Raw genomic sequence first — 16,799 nt, 5'->3', positions numbered from 1 at the left:
GCAGCGGGTTTCTCGAGCACAACGAGGCAGTGTAATTGGCCGCACGGCAATGCGAGGGTCCGCGGCCCGCGAAGCTAGTCGAGCCCGAAGCCCGCCGTGGGCCCGATCACGATGATCGCGGGCGGGCGGATGCCCTCGTCCTTGACCCTGTCGGCGACCGTGGCGAGGTCGGCGCGCACCACCCGCTGCGTGCGCAGCGTGCCCTCCTGGATGACCGCGGCCGGCGTATCGCCCGGGCGACCGCCCGCGAGCAGAGCGGCGGCGAACTTGTCGATCCGTTCCACCGCCATCATCAGCACGAGGGTGCCGCGCAGCTTGGCCAGCGCCGACCAGTCGACGAGCGAATCGGGATGATCGGGGGCCACGTGGCCGCTCACCACGACGAACTCGTGGGTCACCCCGCGATGGGTCACCGGGATACCGGCGGCGCCGGGCACCGAGATCGGGCTGGTCACGCCGGGCACCACCGTCACCGGGATACCGGCCTCGGTACACGCCTCGAGTTCCTCGTATCCGCGACCGAACACATACGGGTCGCCGCCCTTGAGCCGAACCACGAACTTGCCCGCCTTGTAGCCCTCGACGAGCGCGAGGTTGATCGCCTCCTGCGCCATCGACCGGCCGTAGGGGATCTTCGCGGCGTCGATCACCTCGACGTGCGGGCCGAGTTCGGCGAGCAGTTCCGGCGGTGCGAGCCGGTCGGCGACGACCAGATCGGCGCGCGCGAGCAGCCTGCGACCACGCACGGTGATCAGGTCGGGATCGCCGGGGCCACCGCCCACGAGCGCCACGCCGGGGGTGACCGGCTCCGAATCATCGGTCACCACACCGGATTGCAGCGCTTCGAGCAGGCCGTTGCGCACCGCGGCCGAGCGGCGGTGCGCGCCACCGGCGAGCACGCCGAGGGAAAGTCCGTCGTAGCGGGCAGTCGCTGGGGTCACGGCGGTGCCGTCGCGGGCGATGTCGGCGCGGACACAGAAGATGCGCTTGGCGGTGGCTTCGGCGACCACGGCGGCGTTGGTCTCGGGTTCGTCGGTGCAGGCCATCGCGTACCAGGCGCCGTCGAGATCGCCGTCGGCGTAGTCGCGCAGTTCGACGCCGATCTGCCCCGCCGTGGCCATGCCTTCGACGGCCGGGGTGACCGCCCGGCTGATCACGTGCACCTGCGCACCGGAGCCCACGAGCAGCCCGAGCCTGCGCTGGGCAACGGTTCCGCCGCCGACCACCACGACTCTGCGGCCACGCAGATCGAGTCCGACCAGGTAGTTCGGGTCGCCTTCGGGCGGGGTCGATGCGGTGTCAGCGGTGTTCGGCACAGTGTCCGAGCCTAGTTCCTGGCCCGATCCGGCCCGAACGCACCCGCCGACATCCCGTTCACTGAACCGGATCGCTCCGGTCCGCCACCATCTCGATCCGAGTCGTACCGTTGCCGCCCCGGCGTGGAGGCGCGACAGTGGATGCCATGACCCAGCCGCACGCACTGCTCGAAGTGGCCTACGACGAAGCTCTGCGCGGGCTCTCCGAAGGAGGTGTGCCCATCGGCGCCGCCCTGTTCGACGCCGACGGCACCCTGCTCGGGCGGGGCCGCAACCGGCGCGTGCAGAACGACGATCCGAGCGTGCACGCCGAAACCGACGCCTTCCGCGCCGCGGGCCGCCGCCGCGACTACCGGCCGACGATCATGGTGACCACCCTGTCACCGTGCTGGTACTGCAGCGGATTGGTCCGCCAGTTCGGGATCGGCACCGTGATCATCGGTGAGGCGCGGACCTTCCACGGTGGCCACGACTGGCTGGCCGAGCACGGAGTGAGGGTGGTCGACCTCGACGATCCGCGCTGCGTGTCGCTGATGACCGATTTCATCGCCGAACGCCCCGACCTGTGGTTCGAGGACATCGGCGTCGCGCCGCGGTGACGACCCTCGATCTCAGCCGAAGCGCGGTGCGTTCTGCACCCAGCGGAAATCCGTGCTGCGCAACGGGAACCGCTCGAGGTCGAGGCGCTCGAGGGTGATCGTGGCGGGCCTGCCGTCGAGTTCGCCGCGCAAGGTCAGCTGGTCGGCGGAGCCACGGTCGACGGTGAAGGTCGCGTAGGGCACGGGAGTCTGCTCCGGGCCGGTGGGTGCGGCGACGAGCGAGATCGTGTTGGTCGCCGAGTCGGTTGTCGCCGCCACCGGCACGATCGTGTCGTCCATCCGCTGGTAGCCCGCCGTTCCCACGTCGATGACGAGGCGCTGCCAGCGCACCGGATCGGTGGTGAGTGGTGGCAGCGGGGTCGCGTCGAGGCTGAACTCACCGACCTCCCAGATGCCGTACAGCTCGGGTTTCGGTGCGCCGCCGCCGTATTCACGCCAGCTCTGCATGCCGGCGAAGATCATTCCCACCGTGATCCACAACCCGACCGCGACCTGCACCACCGTGGCCCACCGGTTCGCGCGCCGGGACGCGAACAGTGGCGGCTGAACCGCGGGTCCCGAGTCCCGTTCCAGGACGAGCACATTCGCCAGTCGGCTCGCCTGCGGGGCGAGCAGCACGAGCCCCATCAGCAGCAGGTGCCCGGACAGCATCTTGACCGGCACGTCGAAGGTCAGGTTGAGCAGGAACACCTGCGCCATGCTGATCACGCTCACCATCGCGCCGAGCGTCGCCGTGCGCGGCCAGAACAGCAGCAGACCCGCGATCACCTCGGCGGTTCCCAAGGCGATCTCGTAGGCGGGCGAGGATCCGACCTGCGTCCACAACATCGCCATCGGGGACAGATCGCCGACGCGGGTGAGCAAGGCGATCAGCGAGGGCTCCGGCATCTGCGTGGGGATCAGCTTCGCAAAACCGTAGAACAGCATCTGCCCGCCGACGAACAGTCGCAGCGCGGTGAGGAACCAGCTCAGCAGTCGCGGGTAGGCGGGCCTGCGCCGGTCGAGCACCGACCACACGATCGTGATCGCCACGGCGACCACAAGGATCAGGCCGCACTGGATCCAGATGGCGGCCTGGTCGCCGCTGCCGGTCATGGCCAACTCGGCCTGCACCCCGAACACGTGCTCACCGATCCAGGCGCTCACCGGCTCGAGCGCGATCATCTGCCACAGCATCGCCTCTTCGGGCAGCCGCAGCGCGAGTACGCCGAGGAAGACGAAGGTGACCTGAGCCATCCACAAACAGAAGAGCCCGAGGTAGGCGACACCGAACCGGAAGGCGAGCCGGGTGATCGGATGCCAGGTCGCAGCGAGCGCCGGTGCACTCGCGGTGTCGTCGTATGTTCGCTCCGTGGTCACTACGGACACTCGTGCCTCCCCGTCGAGATCGATTGCTACCGAAACTAATCGGCGTGCGCACCCGAGCGCGTCCGGGAAAACCCCGATCTTTACCCTGTCAACCCTGAATCTCACTCACCGACGCCGGGCTTACATTCCGGCCGGCCTTCGGGTACCCAGAGGTGACACGCGTTACAGTTTTGTCGACAGGGGGAACCAGCACAGATGTCCGACGATCAGGATCCCGCCGCTCACAGGTCGCTCACCGTCAGCGAGCGTGATCTGGACGAGCTCGCCGGACAGCTGGCATGCTGGCTGGCCGACAAGCTCGGCGGCGACGTGGCGGTCAGCAATGTGAGCAAGCCGTCCAGCGGCGGCATGTCGAGCACCACCATCCTGTTCGACGCCGAATGGTCCACGGGCGGCGGCACCGAACACGGGTCCTTCGTCATCCGGATGGCGCCGGAGGACAGCTCGTTCCCGGTGTTCGAGTCTTACGACCTGGCCATGCAGTACCAGGTGATGGCCGGTGTCGCCGCGGCCTCCGAGGTCGCCGTCCCACCGCTGCGCTGGCTCGAACTCGATGACTCCGTGTTCGGCTCGCCCTTCATCGTGATGGAACGGGTCGAGGGCAGGGCGCCGTCGGACAATCCGCCCTACGTGTTCTTCGGTTGGCTGTTCGACGCCACCGACGCCGAGCGCGAGGTGGTAGCGAACGCGACCGTCGAGGTGATCGCTCAGGTACACGCCATCGACGATGTAGCCCGGCGCTTTCCGCTGCTCGACGGTGAGGGCACCGCGCTGCGCAGGCATTTCGAGGCCCAGCGCGCCTGGTACAAGTGGGCACTGACCGACCATGACGTCGAAGTGCCGCTGATCGAGCGAACGTTCGACTGGCTCGAGGCCAACTGGCCGGCCGATCCCGGTCCCGAGGTGCTGAACTGGGGCGACGCCCGCCCCGGCAACATCCTGTTCGAAGGCTTCACCCCGACGGCGGTGCTCGACTGGGAGATGGCGACCTTCGCGCCTCGTGAACTCGATCTGGGCTGGACCATCTTCATCCACAGGTTCTTCCAGGACATCGCCACCCGCTTCGACCAACCCGGCCTACCCGACTTCCTGCGCCGCGACGCGGTCGTCGCGAAATACGAGGAGTCGACCGGGCATTCGGTCCAGAATCTGGATTTCTACATCATCTACGCGGCCCTGCGCCACGCGATCGTGATGGCCAGGATCAAGTGCCGGATGATCCATTTCGGCGAGGACACCGTGCCCGACGACCCCGACGACTACGTGATGCACCGCCTCAGCCTCGAGGCGTTGCTCGACGGCACCTACGAGTGGGACCGACCATGAGCGCGATCATGCCCGTACCCCTGGACGAATACCCCGTCCATCAGACACCACTGTCGCTGGCCAGGACGGCCACCAGCGACCGGAACTTCTACGACCGCTACTACTTCAACGCCTTCGACCCCGCGGGCGAGGCGATGCTGATCACCGGATTCGGCGTGTACCCGAACCTGGGTGTCGTCGACGCGTTCGCGACGGTGCGCCACGGTGACGCCCAACGCAGCGTGCGGTTCTCCGACGCACTCACCTCGCGCGATCTCCACACCGCTGTCGGTGGCTACCATATCGAGGTGATCGAGCCGCTGCGCACGCTGCGTGTGGTGTGCGAGCACGACGATCTCGGCTTCGACCTGACCTGGACCGGCGCGCAGCCTGCCGTGCAGGAGCAGCCACACCTGATCATGACCGGCACCCGGCCGATGATCGAGGCCTCCCGCTTCGCCCAATTGGGTTCGTGGGAGGGCGTTCTCGCTGTCGACGGCATCGACTACACGGTCGACCCGGCCGTGTGGACCGGCAGCCGCGACCGGTCCTGGGGCATCCGGCCGTCCGGGGAGCCGGAACCCGCCGGCCGACCGACCAGCACGGACGGCTTCTGGTGGCTGTACGCGCCGCTGCGGTTCCAGGACTTCTCCCTCGTGGTGATCGTGCAGGAAGAGCCCGACGGCACCCGCACTCTCAACAACGCGGTCCGGATCTGGAACGACGGCCGCAAAGAACAACTCGGCTGGCCCCGCCTGCACTGGACCTACGAGCCCGGTACCCGACACCCGAAGTCGGTACGCCTCGATATGACCACGTCCGACGGCACACCGCTCGAGGTCGAGATCGAATCGCGCCCCGGGATCGCCCTGCACGTCGGGTGCGGTTACGGCCCCGACCCCGACTGGACCCACGGCCGCTGGATGGGTGAGAACTGGTCGCTGTCGAGCGCCTACGACCTCACCGACCCCGCGATCAAGGCCCGCACCCCCTACGGCGTGATCGACCACATCGGCCACGCCCGCTGCGGGGACGCCGAAGGATGGGGCCTGTTCGAACACGCCTCCCTGGGTCGCCACGACCCCACCGGTTTCGCCGATTGGTCCTCCGTCGCCCCTTGACCGGGACCTCTCGCGCGAGAAGAAAAGGCGCCGCCGCGACAACGAGGTCGCGGCGGCTCCGATTTCTTATGCGGCCGTGGCGAAGTCGGCCAGCAACGACGGCACGGCGGCATCGAATCCGGCGACGTCGAGCATGCCCGCGTCCTCCGGATCGGCGATGCTGAAGTTCGTCGCGGTCATGCCGACCACCACGAGCTTGGCCCGCGGGTTCACCTCGCGGCGGTACCGGGCCAGTGCCTGGTGCGGGTGCACCGAACCCGCCCATGTCTCGCTGTCGGTGTAGATCGAGAACACATCGACCTCGATGCCCTTGTCCAACGCGTGCAGGATGGGCAGCGAGCAGTCGGTGCCGCCGAACGGCAATCCCGACACCGCCCCCACCGCGTCGTCGAGACGCTGCCGCGGCGAGATCGACAGCTGGGACAGGTCGCGCGCCCCCTGCCACCCCTTGCCGCCCGAGGTGAACCCCACGATCTGGTGCCGCGGCTCGGTGCGTGCGGTGACCAGGGCGAGCGCGGCCGAGGCCTCACGCGCCGAGATCGGCAGTCCACCGATCGGGCTCGTCATCGACGCGGACACGTCCAGCGCCAGCAGGTGCCGCAGGCCGGTCGGCGGCACGGACTCGAAGGCGGCGTAGAACGCGGTATCGAGGGCGTCGACGACCGGAGCCGACGGCGTCCAGGTGCCCGCGCCGCGCGCCGAACGTCCGCAAGCGTAGGTGCGCAACGCGATCAGTACCGACACCGGGTGCACCCGAGCCTTGCGCAGCCGCGCCGGGTCGGCGAGCTGTGCGCAGATCGCGGCGGTGCGCGGTCCGAGTGGATCGAGCAGACCGAGGCGCGTCAGGCGTGGCAGCTGACGTAGCAGTGCGGTCTGCGGGATGCCGTTGTCCAGCAACGCTTCCCACACCGGCCCGGTGTTCAGCGCGGCATCGGGCAGCATTTCCCAGCTGAGCCGGTACTCGCGCACCAACTCCGGCACCTGCGCCACCGGTGCGTTCTGTGCTCGCTGGAAACCGTCGAGCAGGGCCAAACCGTCGAGTTCCGGTGCGCGGCCGCAGATCCAGTCGAACAACCTGCGTCGCTCGTCGTCGGTGGTCGCCGGGTGCGACAGGCGCAGCAGGTCGCGGTGCGACCAGCCCTCACGCTGCCGGTACTTCACCACCTGGAAGGCCAGTGCGTCGACCGGCTTGTCCAGGTACCAGTTCGCGACGGCCCGCTGTAGGCCACGACCCCAACCGCGGAACTGCTCGGCGTAGCCGGCGAACAGGAACAGGTGCGTGCCGGTCCGCGCCACCAGCGGCAGTGCGGCGAGAGCGGCGCGGCGACCGTCGACATCCCCGAGTGACGCGGCGGCGGCCAACGCGAACAGGGCCGGGTTCGGGCGCGGCGCACGCCCGGAGGTGGAGATCTCGACGATCTCGCGAACGAGGTCGGCGGTGTGCTCGGCGGCGTACCCGGCGATGAATTCGACATTGTCGGCCGTCAAAGCCTTCGCGTTGACGTAGAAAGTTCCGGATTCCGTTCCGAGCGTGAGAAAGCGGCGCGCTCGCGCCTGCGGGGTGATCTCGAAGACGTAGCCGCCCGCATTGTCGACCACCTGCCGGGTATCGGCGGGCAGGGTCTGCGGCGTGCTGCGACGAGAAATGCGCGACAAGATGTTCATTGTTCCCCCTCCGATACGTATACCGGCGTCGATGATTCGGTCCCGGACCCGACGGGACATGTGGTGACGTTATGAGCGGACGGACGTGTGGTTACGGCCGAACAACGAAAATCGCTTTCCGCCACGGGGTTCGAACCCGCTGGACCCTGAGGTCGTGCCAGATAACCGACCGAATCCGGTCCGTCCTGCTCACTCCGTGGACAGTTGCTCGGCGGACGTGTGTGTCCCGACCGGTATAGGTGCTCTACCAGGCTGAACTACCGCCACCTTGCGATGGCGGGCAGGATTCGAACCTGCGACATCCCCAATCCGAATGGTAACCGATCAGATCCGGTCCGCCTCGCAACTGCTGAATCAGACGTTACTGCCCATGATCGAACTTTCCCACTGAATTGTTTCGGCATTCACGAACGCGGCGGCACCGACGCTGCGGCGATCACTATCCCGTCGACAATTGTTCTGCCGCACACCAGTTCGCCGCGGCCCGCGAGCAGAGCCGCGGCTTCCGCGACACTGGGGGTGCCGACGGCCGCCGACGCGCGATCCGAACGGTGCCGCACGTCGACCTCGGCCAGTTGCTCGGCGGTGAACGCCACCACGACCACGCGCAGCGTCGCCGCCGCGGCCAGGACACCGGGTTCGGTCGCACGCCGGTCGAGGGTCGCCAAGCAGCTGATGGCGGTGTCGCCGACCACCGCCCGCACCGCGCGAACGATCCGGCCCCCATCGGTATCCGGCCGTACGCCGATACCGACAGCCACCGCCGAACCCGCCGCTGCGACACCGGTCGTCGCCGGTCGTCGCTCGTCGTCGGAGGTCGTCATCGGCGCCGTGTGCCGTGTCGCGCCATCAGTGGTCGAACCGTCTCGCGGCGCTGACGAATCGGGCGACAGCGTCGGGATTTCCCGCCGGATGGGTGTGCAGATACGAAGCGTGCACCTGGCGGAGCACCGCGCCTTCGGTCACCGAACCCGTTGTCCGCCAACCCCAGGCGGCGCTCTCCGCGCCGGTGCGCGCCAGCCGGGTGCGATGGAATTCGTGGCCACGTACCCGGGCGCCTGCTCGCCACAGCGCGGAGTCGTGCAGGGCGACGGCGTCGCGGTAGCCGAGCGTCAGGCGAGGGCCGAATTCCGCGTCGGCGTCGATGACGCCCGCCATCTGATGACCGTCGAGGGAGCGGGTGAGGTAGAGCAGTCCGGCGCACTCGGCATGGATCGGCAGGCCCCTCGCCGCGCCCTCGGCCACTGCGGTCCGGAGGCGCTCGTTGGCTGAGAGCTGCCCCGCGTGCTCCTCGGGAAAGCCGCCGGGAAGGACCACTCCCGCTGTGTCGACAGGGAGTTCGTCGGAGAGTGGGTCGAAAACCACCACCCGGGCACCGGCCGCTATCAAGAGTTCCCGGTGCTCGGCATAGCCGAAGGTGAAAGCCGGACCGCCTGCCATCGCGATCAACGGATCCCGGTTCGAGACGGCGACCTCGGCCGCGGTGTGCTCTGATCTTTTTCCACCCGAAGCACTTTCAGCGCCGGCGGCCAGTTCGGCCCACGGGTCCCATACGGGACCCTCTACCGAGCCGCCCGCCAGCGCGACGATCGCGCGCAGATCCACGTGTGCCGCGACGAGTTCGGTCATCGCGTCGACCGCGGCGGTGGCCGCGGCGCCGTGTTCGACGGCCGGGATGAGGCCGAGATGACGTGAGGGGACTTCCAGTTCCGCCATCCGGGGAAGGGCACCGAGGACCGGGAGACCGACGCGGTCGCAGGCGGCCCGCAGCACCTGTTCGTGGCGCTCGCTGCCGACCCGGTTGAGGATCACGCCGCCGAGGCGCACCGAGGAGTCGAAGGTGGCGAAGCCGTGGAGCAGGGCGGCCAAACTCTGGGAATGGCCGCGCGCGTCGACCACCAGCACGACCGGCGCTCCGAGCAGCCCGGCCACTTGCGCGGTGGACCCTTCAGCAACCGCGTCCGTGCGGTTCTCGTCGATCCGGCCGTCGAACAAGCCCATCACGCCCTCGACGATCGCGATATCGCACCCGTGCGCGCCGTGCCGATACAGCGGCACCACCCGATCCTCGCCCACCAGAACGGGATCGAGATTGCGCCCGGGCCGTCCGGCCGCGAGCCCGTGGTAGCCGGGGTCGATGTAGTCGGGCCCCACCTTGAACGGCGCCACCTGATGCCCCGCGCGCCGCAGCGCACCGATCAGCCCGGTGGCCAGTGTGGTCTTCCCGCTCCCCGATGCCGGGGCGGCGATCACCAGCGCGGGAGCGCTCACCATTCGATACCGCGCTGGCCCTTGCGGCCCGCGTCCATGGGGTGTTTGACCTTCGTCATCTCGGTGACGAGATCGGCGGCCTCGATCAGGGCGGGGGGTGCGTCGCGGCCGGTGATGACGACGTGCTGGTTGCCAGGGCGGTTGGTGAGGGTGTCGACGACCTCGTCGATGTCGACCCAGCCCCATTTGAGCGGGTAGGTGAACTCGTCGAGGACGTAGAAGCGGTGTTGTTCGGCGGCGAGGCGACGGGAGATCTCCTGCCAGCCGGACAGGGCGGCGGCCGCGTGGTCTTCCTCGGTGCCGTGCTTGCGGGTCCAGGACCAGCCCTCACCCATCTTGTGCCACTCGACCGCGCCACCCACGCCGGTCTCCTCGTGCAGGGTGCCCAGCGTGCGGAAGGCGGCTTCCTCGCCGACCTTCCACTTCGCGCTCTTCACGAACTGGAAGACCGCCACGTCGAAACCCTGGTTCCAGGCCCGCAACGCCATCCCGAAAGCGGCAGTGGACTTCCCCTTGCCCGGTCCGGTGTGCACGGCGAGCACCGGCTGGTTGCGCCGCTGCCGAGTGGTCAGACCGTCCTCGGGGACGCTGTCCGGAACACCTTTGGGCACAGCAACTCCTCTTCTCGACGCACTCGGTGTGCGCGTACTCCACGACCTCGCGATCGAAGCTCGGCACCGACTTCCGTCGGCCGTGCACGGCCGGGTCGTCACCATTTCTATCAGGGTGCGCTCGGCACCCTCACACGGCGCGATCGCCGGCCTCGCCGCGGCCGCGCGCCCTACGCCGCGCGGGTCGGCATGCCGGTGGCGCGGACCACCTCGGCGACCGTCTCCCCGGTGAGCTCGTTCAAACGCAGGTAGCGGGCGCGCAGATCACGGGCGAGTTCGCCGGCCAGGCCGAGTCGGATCATCCCCCGCTCGCAGTCGATGACCATCGCGGTGTGGCCTTCGGCGGCCAGCAACCTGGCGGCGGTGCGGGCACGCGGGAGAGGGTCGGTGCCGCCGGTGGCGCGGCCGTCGGTGAGCAGAACCAGCATGGGGCGGCGTCGGGAATCGCGGATGTGTTCGCGGGCGATCACCTCGCGAGCCTTCAGCAGTCCCGCGGCGAGAGGGGTCTTGCCGCCGGTGCGCATCCCCGCCAAGCGGCGCACGGCGATGTCGACCGAGGAGGTGGGCGGCAGGACGAGTTCGGCTTCGCTGCCACGGACGCTGATCACGGCCACCTTGTCGCGACGCTGGTAGGCATCGCGAAGCAGGGTGACGATGGCGCCGGTCACCGCCGTGAGACGGTCTCGGGCAGCCATCGAACCGGAGGCATCGACCACGAAGACGACCAGATTGCCCTCGCGCCCTTCGCGATACGCGCCGCGCAGGTCCTCGGCGGCCAAGGCGAGCGGTCCACTGAGCCTGCCGCGCTCGAATTGCTTGGGCGCCGCGGCGAAGACGGTGCCGAGTAGGTGCAGTCCCGTGGAGGGGTCGGCGTCGGGCCGGACGGTGCGGCCGGTCCTGGTCCGGGCGCGGGAACGTCGACCGGGGGCACCTTCACCGATGCCGGGGACTTCCCAGCGTGGGAGGGGCTTGGCCGCTGAAGTCGGTGTGCCCGAGAGCCTTTCCGGACCTGGGCGCGAACCGTTGCCCGCGCTGTCTGCGCGCGAGTCGTCCGAGTCCTCACCTCCGGAACCCGCGCCGTTCGGTCCGTCACCGGCCGTTCCACCGCCACCCGGCCCACCCCCGTCAGGGCCACCACCGTCGGGGCCTCGGTCGTCCGGGCCACCGTCATCGGGACCATCGCCGTCCGGGTCGTCACCATTGCAACCAGCGTCAGAACTCGAGCCGCCTTCACGACCACTGCCCCGCGCCCCTTCGTCGCCCGGGTCACAGTCCTTGCCGTCGACGCGACGTACGTCCTGGTCCCCGCGACCATCGCCCCCCTCGGCCGATCCTCGCGGACCGTCGACTTCGTCATCCCCGCGAGCCTTGTCGACCTCGGCGGCGGCGGCATCCATCGCTTCGTCGAGCTGCTGCTCACTGATTCCGGGCTCGTCGAACGGATCACGCCGACGTCGATGCGGCAGCGCGAGTTCCGCGGCGATACGCACATCGTCCTCGGTGACCCGATCCCGGCCACGCCAGGCCGCGTGCGCGGTAGCGGTCCGGGCGACAACCAGGTCGGCGCGCATCCCGTCCACATCGAAGGACGCGCACAGCGCCGCGATCCGGCGCAGCTCCGCGTTGTCCAGCGCGACTTCGGGCAACCGGTCGCGCGCGGTCAGAATTCGTTCCGCCACCACCTGATCGGCGTCGACATACCGCGCGGCGAACGCGGCGGGGTCGGCTTCGTAGTCGAGGCGGCGACGCACCACCGCCATCCGCACCTCGACCTCACGCGAGGCGGCCACATCGACGGTGAGCCCGAACCTGTCCAGCAGCTGCGGACGCAACTCCCCCTCTTCGGGGTTCATCGTCCCGACCAGGACGAACCGCGCCGGATGCGAGTGCGAGACCCCGTCGCGCTCGATGTGCACCCGACCCATCGCCGCCGCGTCGAGCAGCACGTCCACCAGGTGGTCGTGCAGCAGGTTCACTTCGTCCACGTAGAGCACCCCGTGGTGGGCCGCGGCCAGCAACCCGGGACGGAACGCCTGCTCCCCGTCGCGCAGCACCCGCTCGAGGTCCAGCGAGCCGACCACCCGGTCCTCGGTGGCGCCGACCGGCAGCTCCACCAGCCGAGCGGGCCTGGCACCGGTCTCGTCGACCACGGGCGGCAGCAGCTGCGCCAGCGCGCGCACCACGGTCGACTTCGCCGTGCCCTTCTCACCCCGAACCAGCACCCCACCGATCCCGGGATGCACGGCCGACAAGATCAACGCCAGCTGTAACCGCTCCTGCCCCACCACAGCGGAGAACGGGAACCCCGCCTCACCCACCACACGCGCGGCGGTGTGCGGACCAGCGGCAACATCAGCAAAACCAGGCACGCCCCAACTCTAGGCGCGCCGCGATCGCGGCAGACCCCCGGGCATCGACGGGCCGGGCGCCCGACGCCCGGGCGCCACCGTCGACCTGCTCGAACCCGCGCCGCGCCCGGATCCGCAGCGCCACATGAGCCCGGATCACCACGGGCCCAGCGCCTGTTTCAGCCGCGCCGCATCGGCACGTGCATGATCCCGTCGTCGTCGTACTCGGGCCCGTCGACGGCGAAACCGAACTTCGCGTACATGCCGACCAGATGCGACTGGGCGTCCAATCGCACAGTGGCCGAACCGGTTTCGGCCAAGGCGGCCCGCATGAGCCGGGTGGTGTACCCGTGCTTGCGCGCGGACTGCGCCACGCACACCCGACCGATGCGACAGCTCCTCACCCCGTCGACGACCTCTTCGAGCAGTCGCAGCGTGGCGAGCACGGAGCCGTCGTCGAGCCACAGATGCCGGGTCGACGGCAGCAGGTCACGCCCGTCCAGCTCCGGATAGGGGCATTGCTGCTCGACGACGAACACCTCCACGCGAAGCCGCAACAGCCGGTAGAGCGTGGCGGCGTCGAGATCGGCCGCCCACGCCCTTCTCAGCTCGACGTTCACACCTGCGCGAAGCTCGAGACCTGCTCGCGCGCGGCCGCGTTGTCGGCATCCAGCTTCAGCGTCTTGCTGGTCCAGTCCCACACTTCCTGGTACAGGGCCTGGTTCTCCGACAGCTTCTGGCCGAGCGAGGGGATCATCTGCTGCAGCTGCGGCGTCCAGCCCGCGTACTGCTGCGGGAAGCAACGCTGCATCACGTCGAGCATGGCGGTGACACAGGTCGACGCACCCGGCGACGCACCGAGCAGGCCGGCGATGGAGCCGTCCTCGGCGGAGATGACCGCGGTGCCGAACTCGAGCACACCACCGGCACCCTTACGCCGGATGACCTGCACACGCTGGCCGGCGGTGATCAGCTCCCAGTCGCGTCCCTGCGCACGCGGCAGGAACTCCCCGAGCACGCTCACCTTGCCGTTCTGCGACTTGAGCAGCTCTTCGACCAGGTACTTGGTCAGGCCCAGTTCGGTGAGGCCGACGCCGACGAGCGAGGCGATGTTGTTGGGCTTGATCGACTTGAACAGGTCGGTGTTGGAGCCGTCCTTGAGGAACTTGGGGGTCCAACCGGCGTAGGGGCCGAACAGCAGGCCCTTGCGGCCGTTGATGACGCGGGTGTCGAGGTGCGGCACCGACATGGGCGGCGCGCCGACGGCGGCTTTGCCGTACACCTTGGCCTCGTGCGCGGCGATCAGCTCGGGGTTGGTGGAGCGCAGGAACTGACCGCTGATCGGGAAACCACCGAAGCCCTTGGCCTCTTTGATGCCCGCCTTCTGCAGTAGCGGCAGCGCGCCGCCACCGGCACCGACGAAGACGAACTTCGCGTTGACGGTGCGCGAGCGGTAGGTGCGCAGGTTGCGGACGGTGACGTTCCACGACCCGTCGGACTGCTTGTCGAGGTTGCGGACCTCGGTGCCGAAGGCGATCTCGCCGCCGGCGGAGCCGATGTAGGCGAGCAGCTGCTTGGTGAGCACGCCGAAGTCGATATCGGTGCCGCCGTCGGACCAGTTCAGCGCGATCGGGTCGCTGAAATCGCGGCCCTTGGCCATCAGCGGCAGGCGCGCGGCGAACTCGTCGGGGCTGTCGATGTACTCCATGCCGCGGAACAGCGGGTGCGGCGACAGCGCCTCGTAGCGCTTGCGCAGGTAGTCGACGTTGTCGGCACCGTGCACGAAGCTGACATGCGGGATGGGGTTGATGAAGCCCGAGGGGTCGTCCAGCACGCCGGTGTCGACGGCGGAGGCCCAGAACTGGCGCGAGACCTGGAAGCGCTCGTTGATGTCGACGGCCTTGCTCACGTCGACCGAGCCGTCGGGGTTCTGCGGGCTGTAGTTGAGCTCACACAGCGCCGAGTGGCCGGTACCCGCGTTGTTCCACGGGTCGCTGCTCTCCGCGGCGGCGGCGTCGAGCCGCTCGAACACCGAGATCGTCCAGTCCGGCTGAAGCTGGCGCAGCAGTGCGCCCAGCGTGGCACTCATGATGCCAGCGCCGATGAGAACTACATCGGTCTTTTCACTCTTCGCAGCGTTCGGCACGGGTAGATCGACTTCCTTGTCCTTCTCAGCTACTCACCGGCGGGTGAGTTCGCTTGGCGCGGGCGCTTTGGCGGTGTTCATGCGACTCGCGGTGAATCGCCGGGAGGTAGGTTACCCGTCGTTCACCTGATGCCAATTGTGCACCTCAACCGAGCGCACTTCTGCAACGGACCTCCCGAATGTGATGAAAACCAAGCCTGCACGTCGCCGTGACCCCGGGATAGATTGAACAGTGTGACGAACGAAACCCCCGCCGATCGAACCGCCGAGCAGTGGCAACCCGACGTTCTCGGGACCGCGTATCAGCAGCGGACCCTCCCCCTCGGTGTCGACCCCGACGGCGAGGGCGAGGTGGTGGCCACGCTCGTGCGCTATCTGCCCGACGCCGCGGCGCCGGCGGCCGAGCCGACCGTGCTCTATGTGCACGGGTTCACCGACTACTTCTTCCAGGAGCACCTGGCTGAGCACTTCGCCGCGCGCGGGCACCGGTTCTATGCGCTCGACCTGCGTAAATGCGGGCGCTCGCGGCGTGAAGGGCAGAGTGCGCACTACGTCAGCGACCTGGCGTTCTACGACGACGAGCTGAGCGAGGCATTGCGGATCGCGCGCGAGGAGACCGGCAACGACGTGCTGATCCTCGCGCATTCGACCGGTGGACTGATCGTGCCGCTGTGGTTGGACCGGCTCGAGGCGGCCGGTGGCAGCGCGGCGGCCGGGGTGGCCGGGGTAGTCCTCAACAGCCCCTGGTTCGACCTCCAGGGACCGTCGTTCTATCGCACCCTCGGCACCCCCGTCATCAACACGGTCGGCAGGTTCCGTGCCTTCGCTCAACTACCGGCCGGAGTCAGCACCGCCTACGGCGACAGCCTGCACAACAGTCGCTCGGGTGAGTGGGATTACAACCTGGACTGGAAGCCGCTCAACGGTGAACCGGTGCGCCTGGGCTGGCTGCGCGCCGTGCGCCGGGGACACGCGCGCCTGCACCAGGGCCTGGCGATCGGCGTGCCCGCGCTCATCCTGCGTTCGCGGATCACCAAGTTCGCCCGCGCGCACTCCCCCGCCGTCGACGTGGCCGATGCGGTCCTCGATGTGAAGCAGATCCAGCGCTGGGCAGGTTGCCTGGGCGAACGCACCTCGATCGTCCCGATCGACGGCGCCCGCCACGACGTGTTCCTGTCGTCGGAAGCCGTGCGCGCCATCGCCTTCCAGGAAACCGACAACTGGCTCGATTGGTTGGCTGCCTACCGCAAGTCCTGATCCGGACCGGCACCGGGCTCGCACGCGTGCTGCGTGCGAGCCCGGTGTTCTCGGTCTGTGCGGCGATGCCTACCAGAGGCTCGTGCGCAGGACGATCTCGGTGGCGAACTCGTGGCCCGCCTCGGTGGCGATGTTGTCGACTTCCAGTGGGACGACCCGGAATTCGCCGTAGACGTAGCGACCGGAGGCGTCCGCGGTGGCGCGGGGCAGGCTCTTGGTGACCAGCATCGTGACGGGCAGCTCCAGCGGCGGACAGGACGCGTCGGGGACCGTGCCGTCGGCATCGGGCACCGCCGGGTGCCCGTGGTCGGCGACGACCAGGCTCATGAACCGACCGAACCGGCCCGCGCACACCCGCCACGCCAACTCCGCGCCCGACCCGCGGCCCGCGACATTGACGTAGGGCATGTCGAGCTCGTCGAGAATCGTGCGCACACCCGCCGGATCGAGCCCCTCGACGGACTCCACGACGATGGTCTGCAGATCGGACTCGTGCAGCCGCGTGCACACCGTGTCGAACACATCGGCAGGGTCGTCCGCATCGGGTAGCAGCAGCACATTGTGCCGCGAGGAAGGTCCGTCGACCCGCACCGTCCAGGCCTGGTCACCGACCGTGATCTGCCGAGATTTCATGCCGGGTTACGGTACACGGCCAGCCTGAACAACGGGGCCTGTTCCGACGCGCCCTGCCGATCTCCACACCCCCGTGTACTGGGCTTTCACGGCCCACGACACCGAAATTGCCAAACCTGTCACAACGCCGACCCCACCGCTGTGAGGAGACGGGTCGCA

The 16,799-nt window shown here is 68.9% G+C and carries 14 protein-coding genes and 1 tRNA gene; 4 read left to right on the top strand and 11 right to left on the bottom strand.

Going from position 1 to position 16,799, the window contains the following annotated elements; translation table 11 throughout:
- Nucleotides 1–74 precede the first annotated feature (74 nt).
- Nucleotides 75–1,316: a uroporphyrinogen-III C-methyltransferase gene (gene cobA, locus ACFWUR_RS10985; RefSeq protein ID WP_378905330.1), complete on the bottom strand. Its 1,242-nt coding sequence runs from the start codon at nt 1,314–1,316 to the stop codon at nt 75–77.
- 146 nt (nt 1,317–1,462) lie between these two features.
- On the opposite strand from cobA, the gene ACFWUR_RS10980 reads away from it, so the two are divergent.
- A complete protein-coding gene (locus ACFWUR_RS10980) occupies nt 1,463–1,915 on the top strand; it encodes a nucleoside deaminase (protein ID WP_378905327.1) in 453 nt (150 codons plus the stop codon).
- 12 nt (nt 1,916–1,927) lie between these two features.
- Here ACFWUR_RS10980 and ACFWUR_RS10975 read toward each other — a convergent pair whose 3' ends face one another.
- The gene (locus tag ACFWUR_RS10975; RefSeq protein ID WP_378905324.1) at nt 1,928–3,283 is read right to left on the bottom strand and encodes a DoxX family protein; all 1,356 of its coding nucleotides are present in this window, start codon (nt 3,281–3,283) and stop codon (nt 1,928–1,930) included.
- 195 nt (nt 3,284–3,478) lie between these two features.
- Between ACFWUR_RS10975 and ACFWUR_RS10970 the strand changes: the two genes are divergently transcribed.
- The gene (locus ACFWUR_RS10970; protein ID WP_378905321.1) at nt 3,479–4,609 is read left to right on the top strand and encodes a phosphotransferase family protein; all 1,131 of its coding nucleotides are present in this window, start codon (nt 3,479–3,481) and stop codon (nt 4,607–4,609) included.
- An 8-nt stretch (nt 4,610–4,617) separates the two neighbouring features.
- Nucleotides 4,618–5,709 carry a hypothetical protein gene (locus ACFWUR_RS10965; protein WP_378905319.1) on the top strand — a complete coding sequence of 364 codons (1,092 nt, stop codon included), beginning with the start codon at nt 4,618–4,620 and terminating at the stop codon, nt 5,707–5,709.
- Between the two features lie 66 nt (nt 5,710–5,775).
- Here ACFWUR_RS10965 and ACFWUR_RS10960 read toward each other — a convergent pair whose 3' ends face one another.
- From ACFWUR_RS10960 to mqo, 8 genes are all read right to left on the bottom strand, one after another.
- The gene (locus tag ACFWUR_RS10960) at nt 5,776–7,374 is read right to left on the bottom strand and encodes a TROVE domain-containing protein (RefSeq protein ID WP_378905316.1); all 1,599 of its coding nucleotides are present in this window, start codon (nt 7,372–7,374) and stop codon (nt 5,776–5,778) included.
- A 274-nt stretch (nt 7,375–7,648) separates the two neighbouring features.
- Nucleotides 7,649–7,714: transfer RNA gene (locus ACFWUR_RS10955), tRNA-Pro, on the bottom strand.
- A 64-nt stretch (nt 7,715–7,778) separates the two neighbouring features.
- Nucleotides 7,779–8,198, bottom strand: a complete 420-nt coding sequence (locus ACFWUR_RS10950; RefSeq protein WP_378905313.1) for a cobalamin biosynthesis protein — start codon at nt 8,196–8,198, stop codon at nt 7,779–7,781.
- Between the two features lie 25 nt (nt 8,199–8,223).
- A complete protein-coding gene (locus tag ACFWUR_RS10945) occupies nt 8,224–9,648 on the bottom strand; it encodes a cobyrinate a,c-diamide synthase (protein ID WP_378905310.1) in 1,425 nt (474 codons plus the stop codon).
- Nucleotides 9,642–10,256, bottom strand: coding sequence for a cob(I)yrinic acid a,c-diamide adenosyltransferase (gene cobO / locus ACFWUR_RS10940; protein WP_378905307.1), 615 nt, complete (start codon nt 10,254–10,256; stop codon nt 9,642–9,644). Before cobO ends, ACFWUR_RS10945 begins: the two co-directional genes overlap by 7 nt.
- Nucleotides 10,257–10,426: 170 nt before the next feature.
- The gene (locus ACFWUR_RS10935; RefSeq protein WP_378905787.1) at nt 10,427–12,577 is read right to left on the bottom strand and encodes a magnesium chelatase subunit D family protein; all 2,151 of its coding nucleotides are present in this window, start codon (nt 12,575–12,577) and stop codon (nt 10,427–10,429) included.
- Nucleotides 12,578–12,783: 206 nt separating this feature from the next.
- The gene (locus ACFWUR_RS10930; protein ID WP_378905304.1) at nt 12,784–13,224 is read right to left on the bottom strand and encodes a GNAT family N-acetyltransferase; all 441 of its coding nucleotides are present in this window, start codon (nt 13,222–13,224) and stop codon (nt 12,784–12,786) included.
- Entirely contained in the window at nt 13,221–14,750 is a 1,530-nt protein-coding gene (mqo, locus tag ACFWUR_RS10925) for a malate dehydrogenase (quinone) (RefSeq protein ID WP_378905301.1), read from the bottom strand. Before mqo ends, ACFWUR_RS10930 begins: the two co-directional genes overlap by 4 nt.
- 234 nt (nt 14,751–14,984) lie before the next feature.
- Between mqo and ACFWUR_RS10920 the strand changes: the two genes are divergently transcribed.
- Complete coding sequence (locus ACFWUR_RS10920; protein WP_378905298.1) at nt 14,985–16,007, top strand: alpha/beta hydrolase; 1,023 nt, start codon at nt 14,985–14,987, stop codon at nt 16,005–16,007.
- Nucleotides 16,008–16,076: 69 nt separating this feature from the next.
- Here ACFWUR_RS10920 and ACFWUR_RS10915 read toward each other — a convergent pair whose 3' ends face one another.
- On the bottom strand, nt 16,077–16,640 hold the full coding sequence (locus tag ACFWUR_RS10915; RefSeq protein WP_378905295.1) for an alpha/beta hydrolase: 564 nt from the start codon (nt 16,638–16,640) through the stop codon (nt 16,077–16,079).
- Nucleotides 16,641–16,799: the final 159 nt, after the last annotated feature.

This window comes from Nocardia sp. NPDC058633 (assembly GCF_042717045.1).
GTDB lineage: Bacteria > Actinomycetota > Actinomycetes > Mycobacteriales > Mycobacteriaceae > Nocardia.
Note: the sequence above shows the minus strand (reverse complement) of the source record. Positions and strands in the feature narration are given on the sequence as shown.

Bases quoted from the DNA above. Each gene is read 5' to 3' on its own strand.
- ACFWUR_RS10960 (WP_378905316.1), bottom strand. From the start codon at position 7,374: ATGAACATCTTGTCGCGCATTTCTCGTCGCAGCACGCCGCAGACCCTG.
- ACFWUR_RS10945 (WP_378905310.1), bottom strand. From the start codon at position 9,648: ATGGTGAGCGCTCCCGCGCTGGTGATCGCCGCCCCGGCATCGGGGAGC.
- ACFWUR_RS10965 (WP_378905319.1), top strand. From the start codon at position 4,618: ATGCCCGTACCCCTGGACGAATACCCCGTCCATCAGACACCACTGTCG.
- ACFWUR_RS10970 (WP_378905321.1), top strand. From the start codon at position 3,479: ATGTCCGACGATCAGGATCCCGCCGCTCACAGGTCGCTCACCGTCAGC.
- ACFWUR_RS10950 (WP_378905313.1), bottom strand. From the start codon at position 8,198: ATGACGACCTCCGACGACGAGCGACGACCGGCGACGACCGGTGTCGCA.
- ACFWUR_RS10915 (WP_378905295.1), bottom strand. From the start codon at position 16,640: ATGAAATCTCGGCAGATCACGGTCGGTGACCAGGCCTGGACGGTGCGG.
- ACFWUR_RS10980 (WP_378905327.1), top strand. From the start codon at position 1,463: ATGACCCAGCCGCACGCACTGCTCGAAGTGGCCTACGACGAAGCTCTG.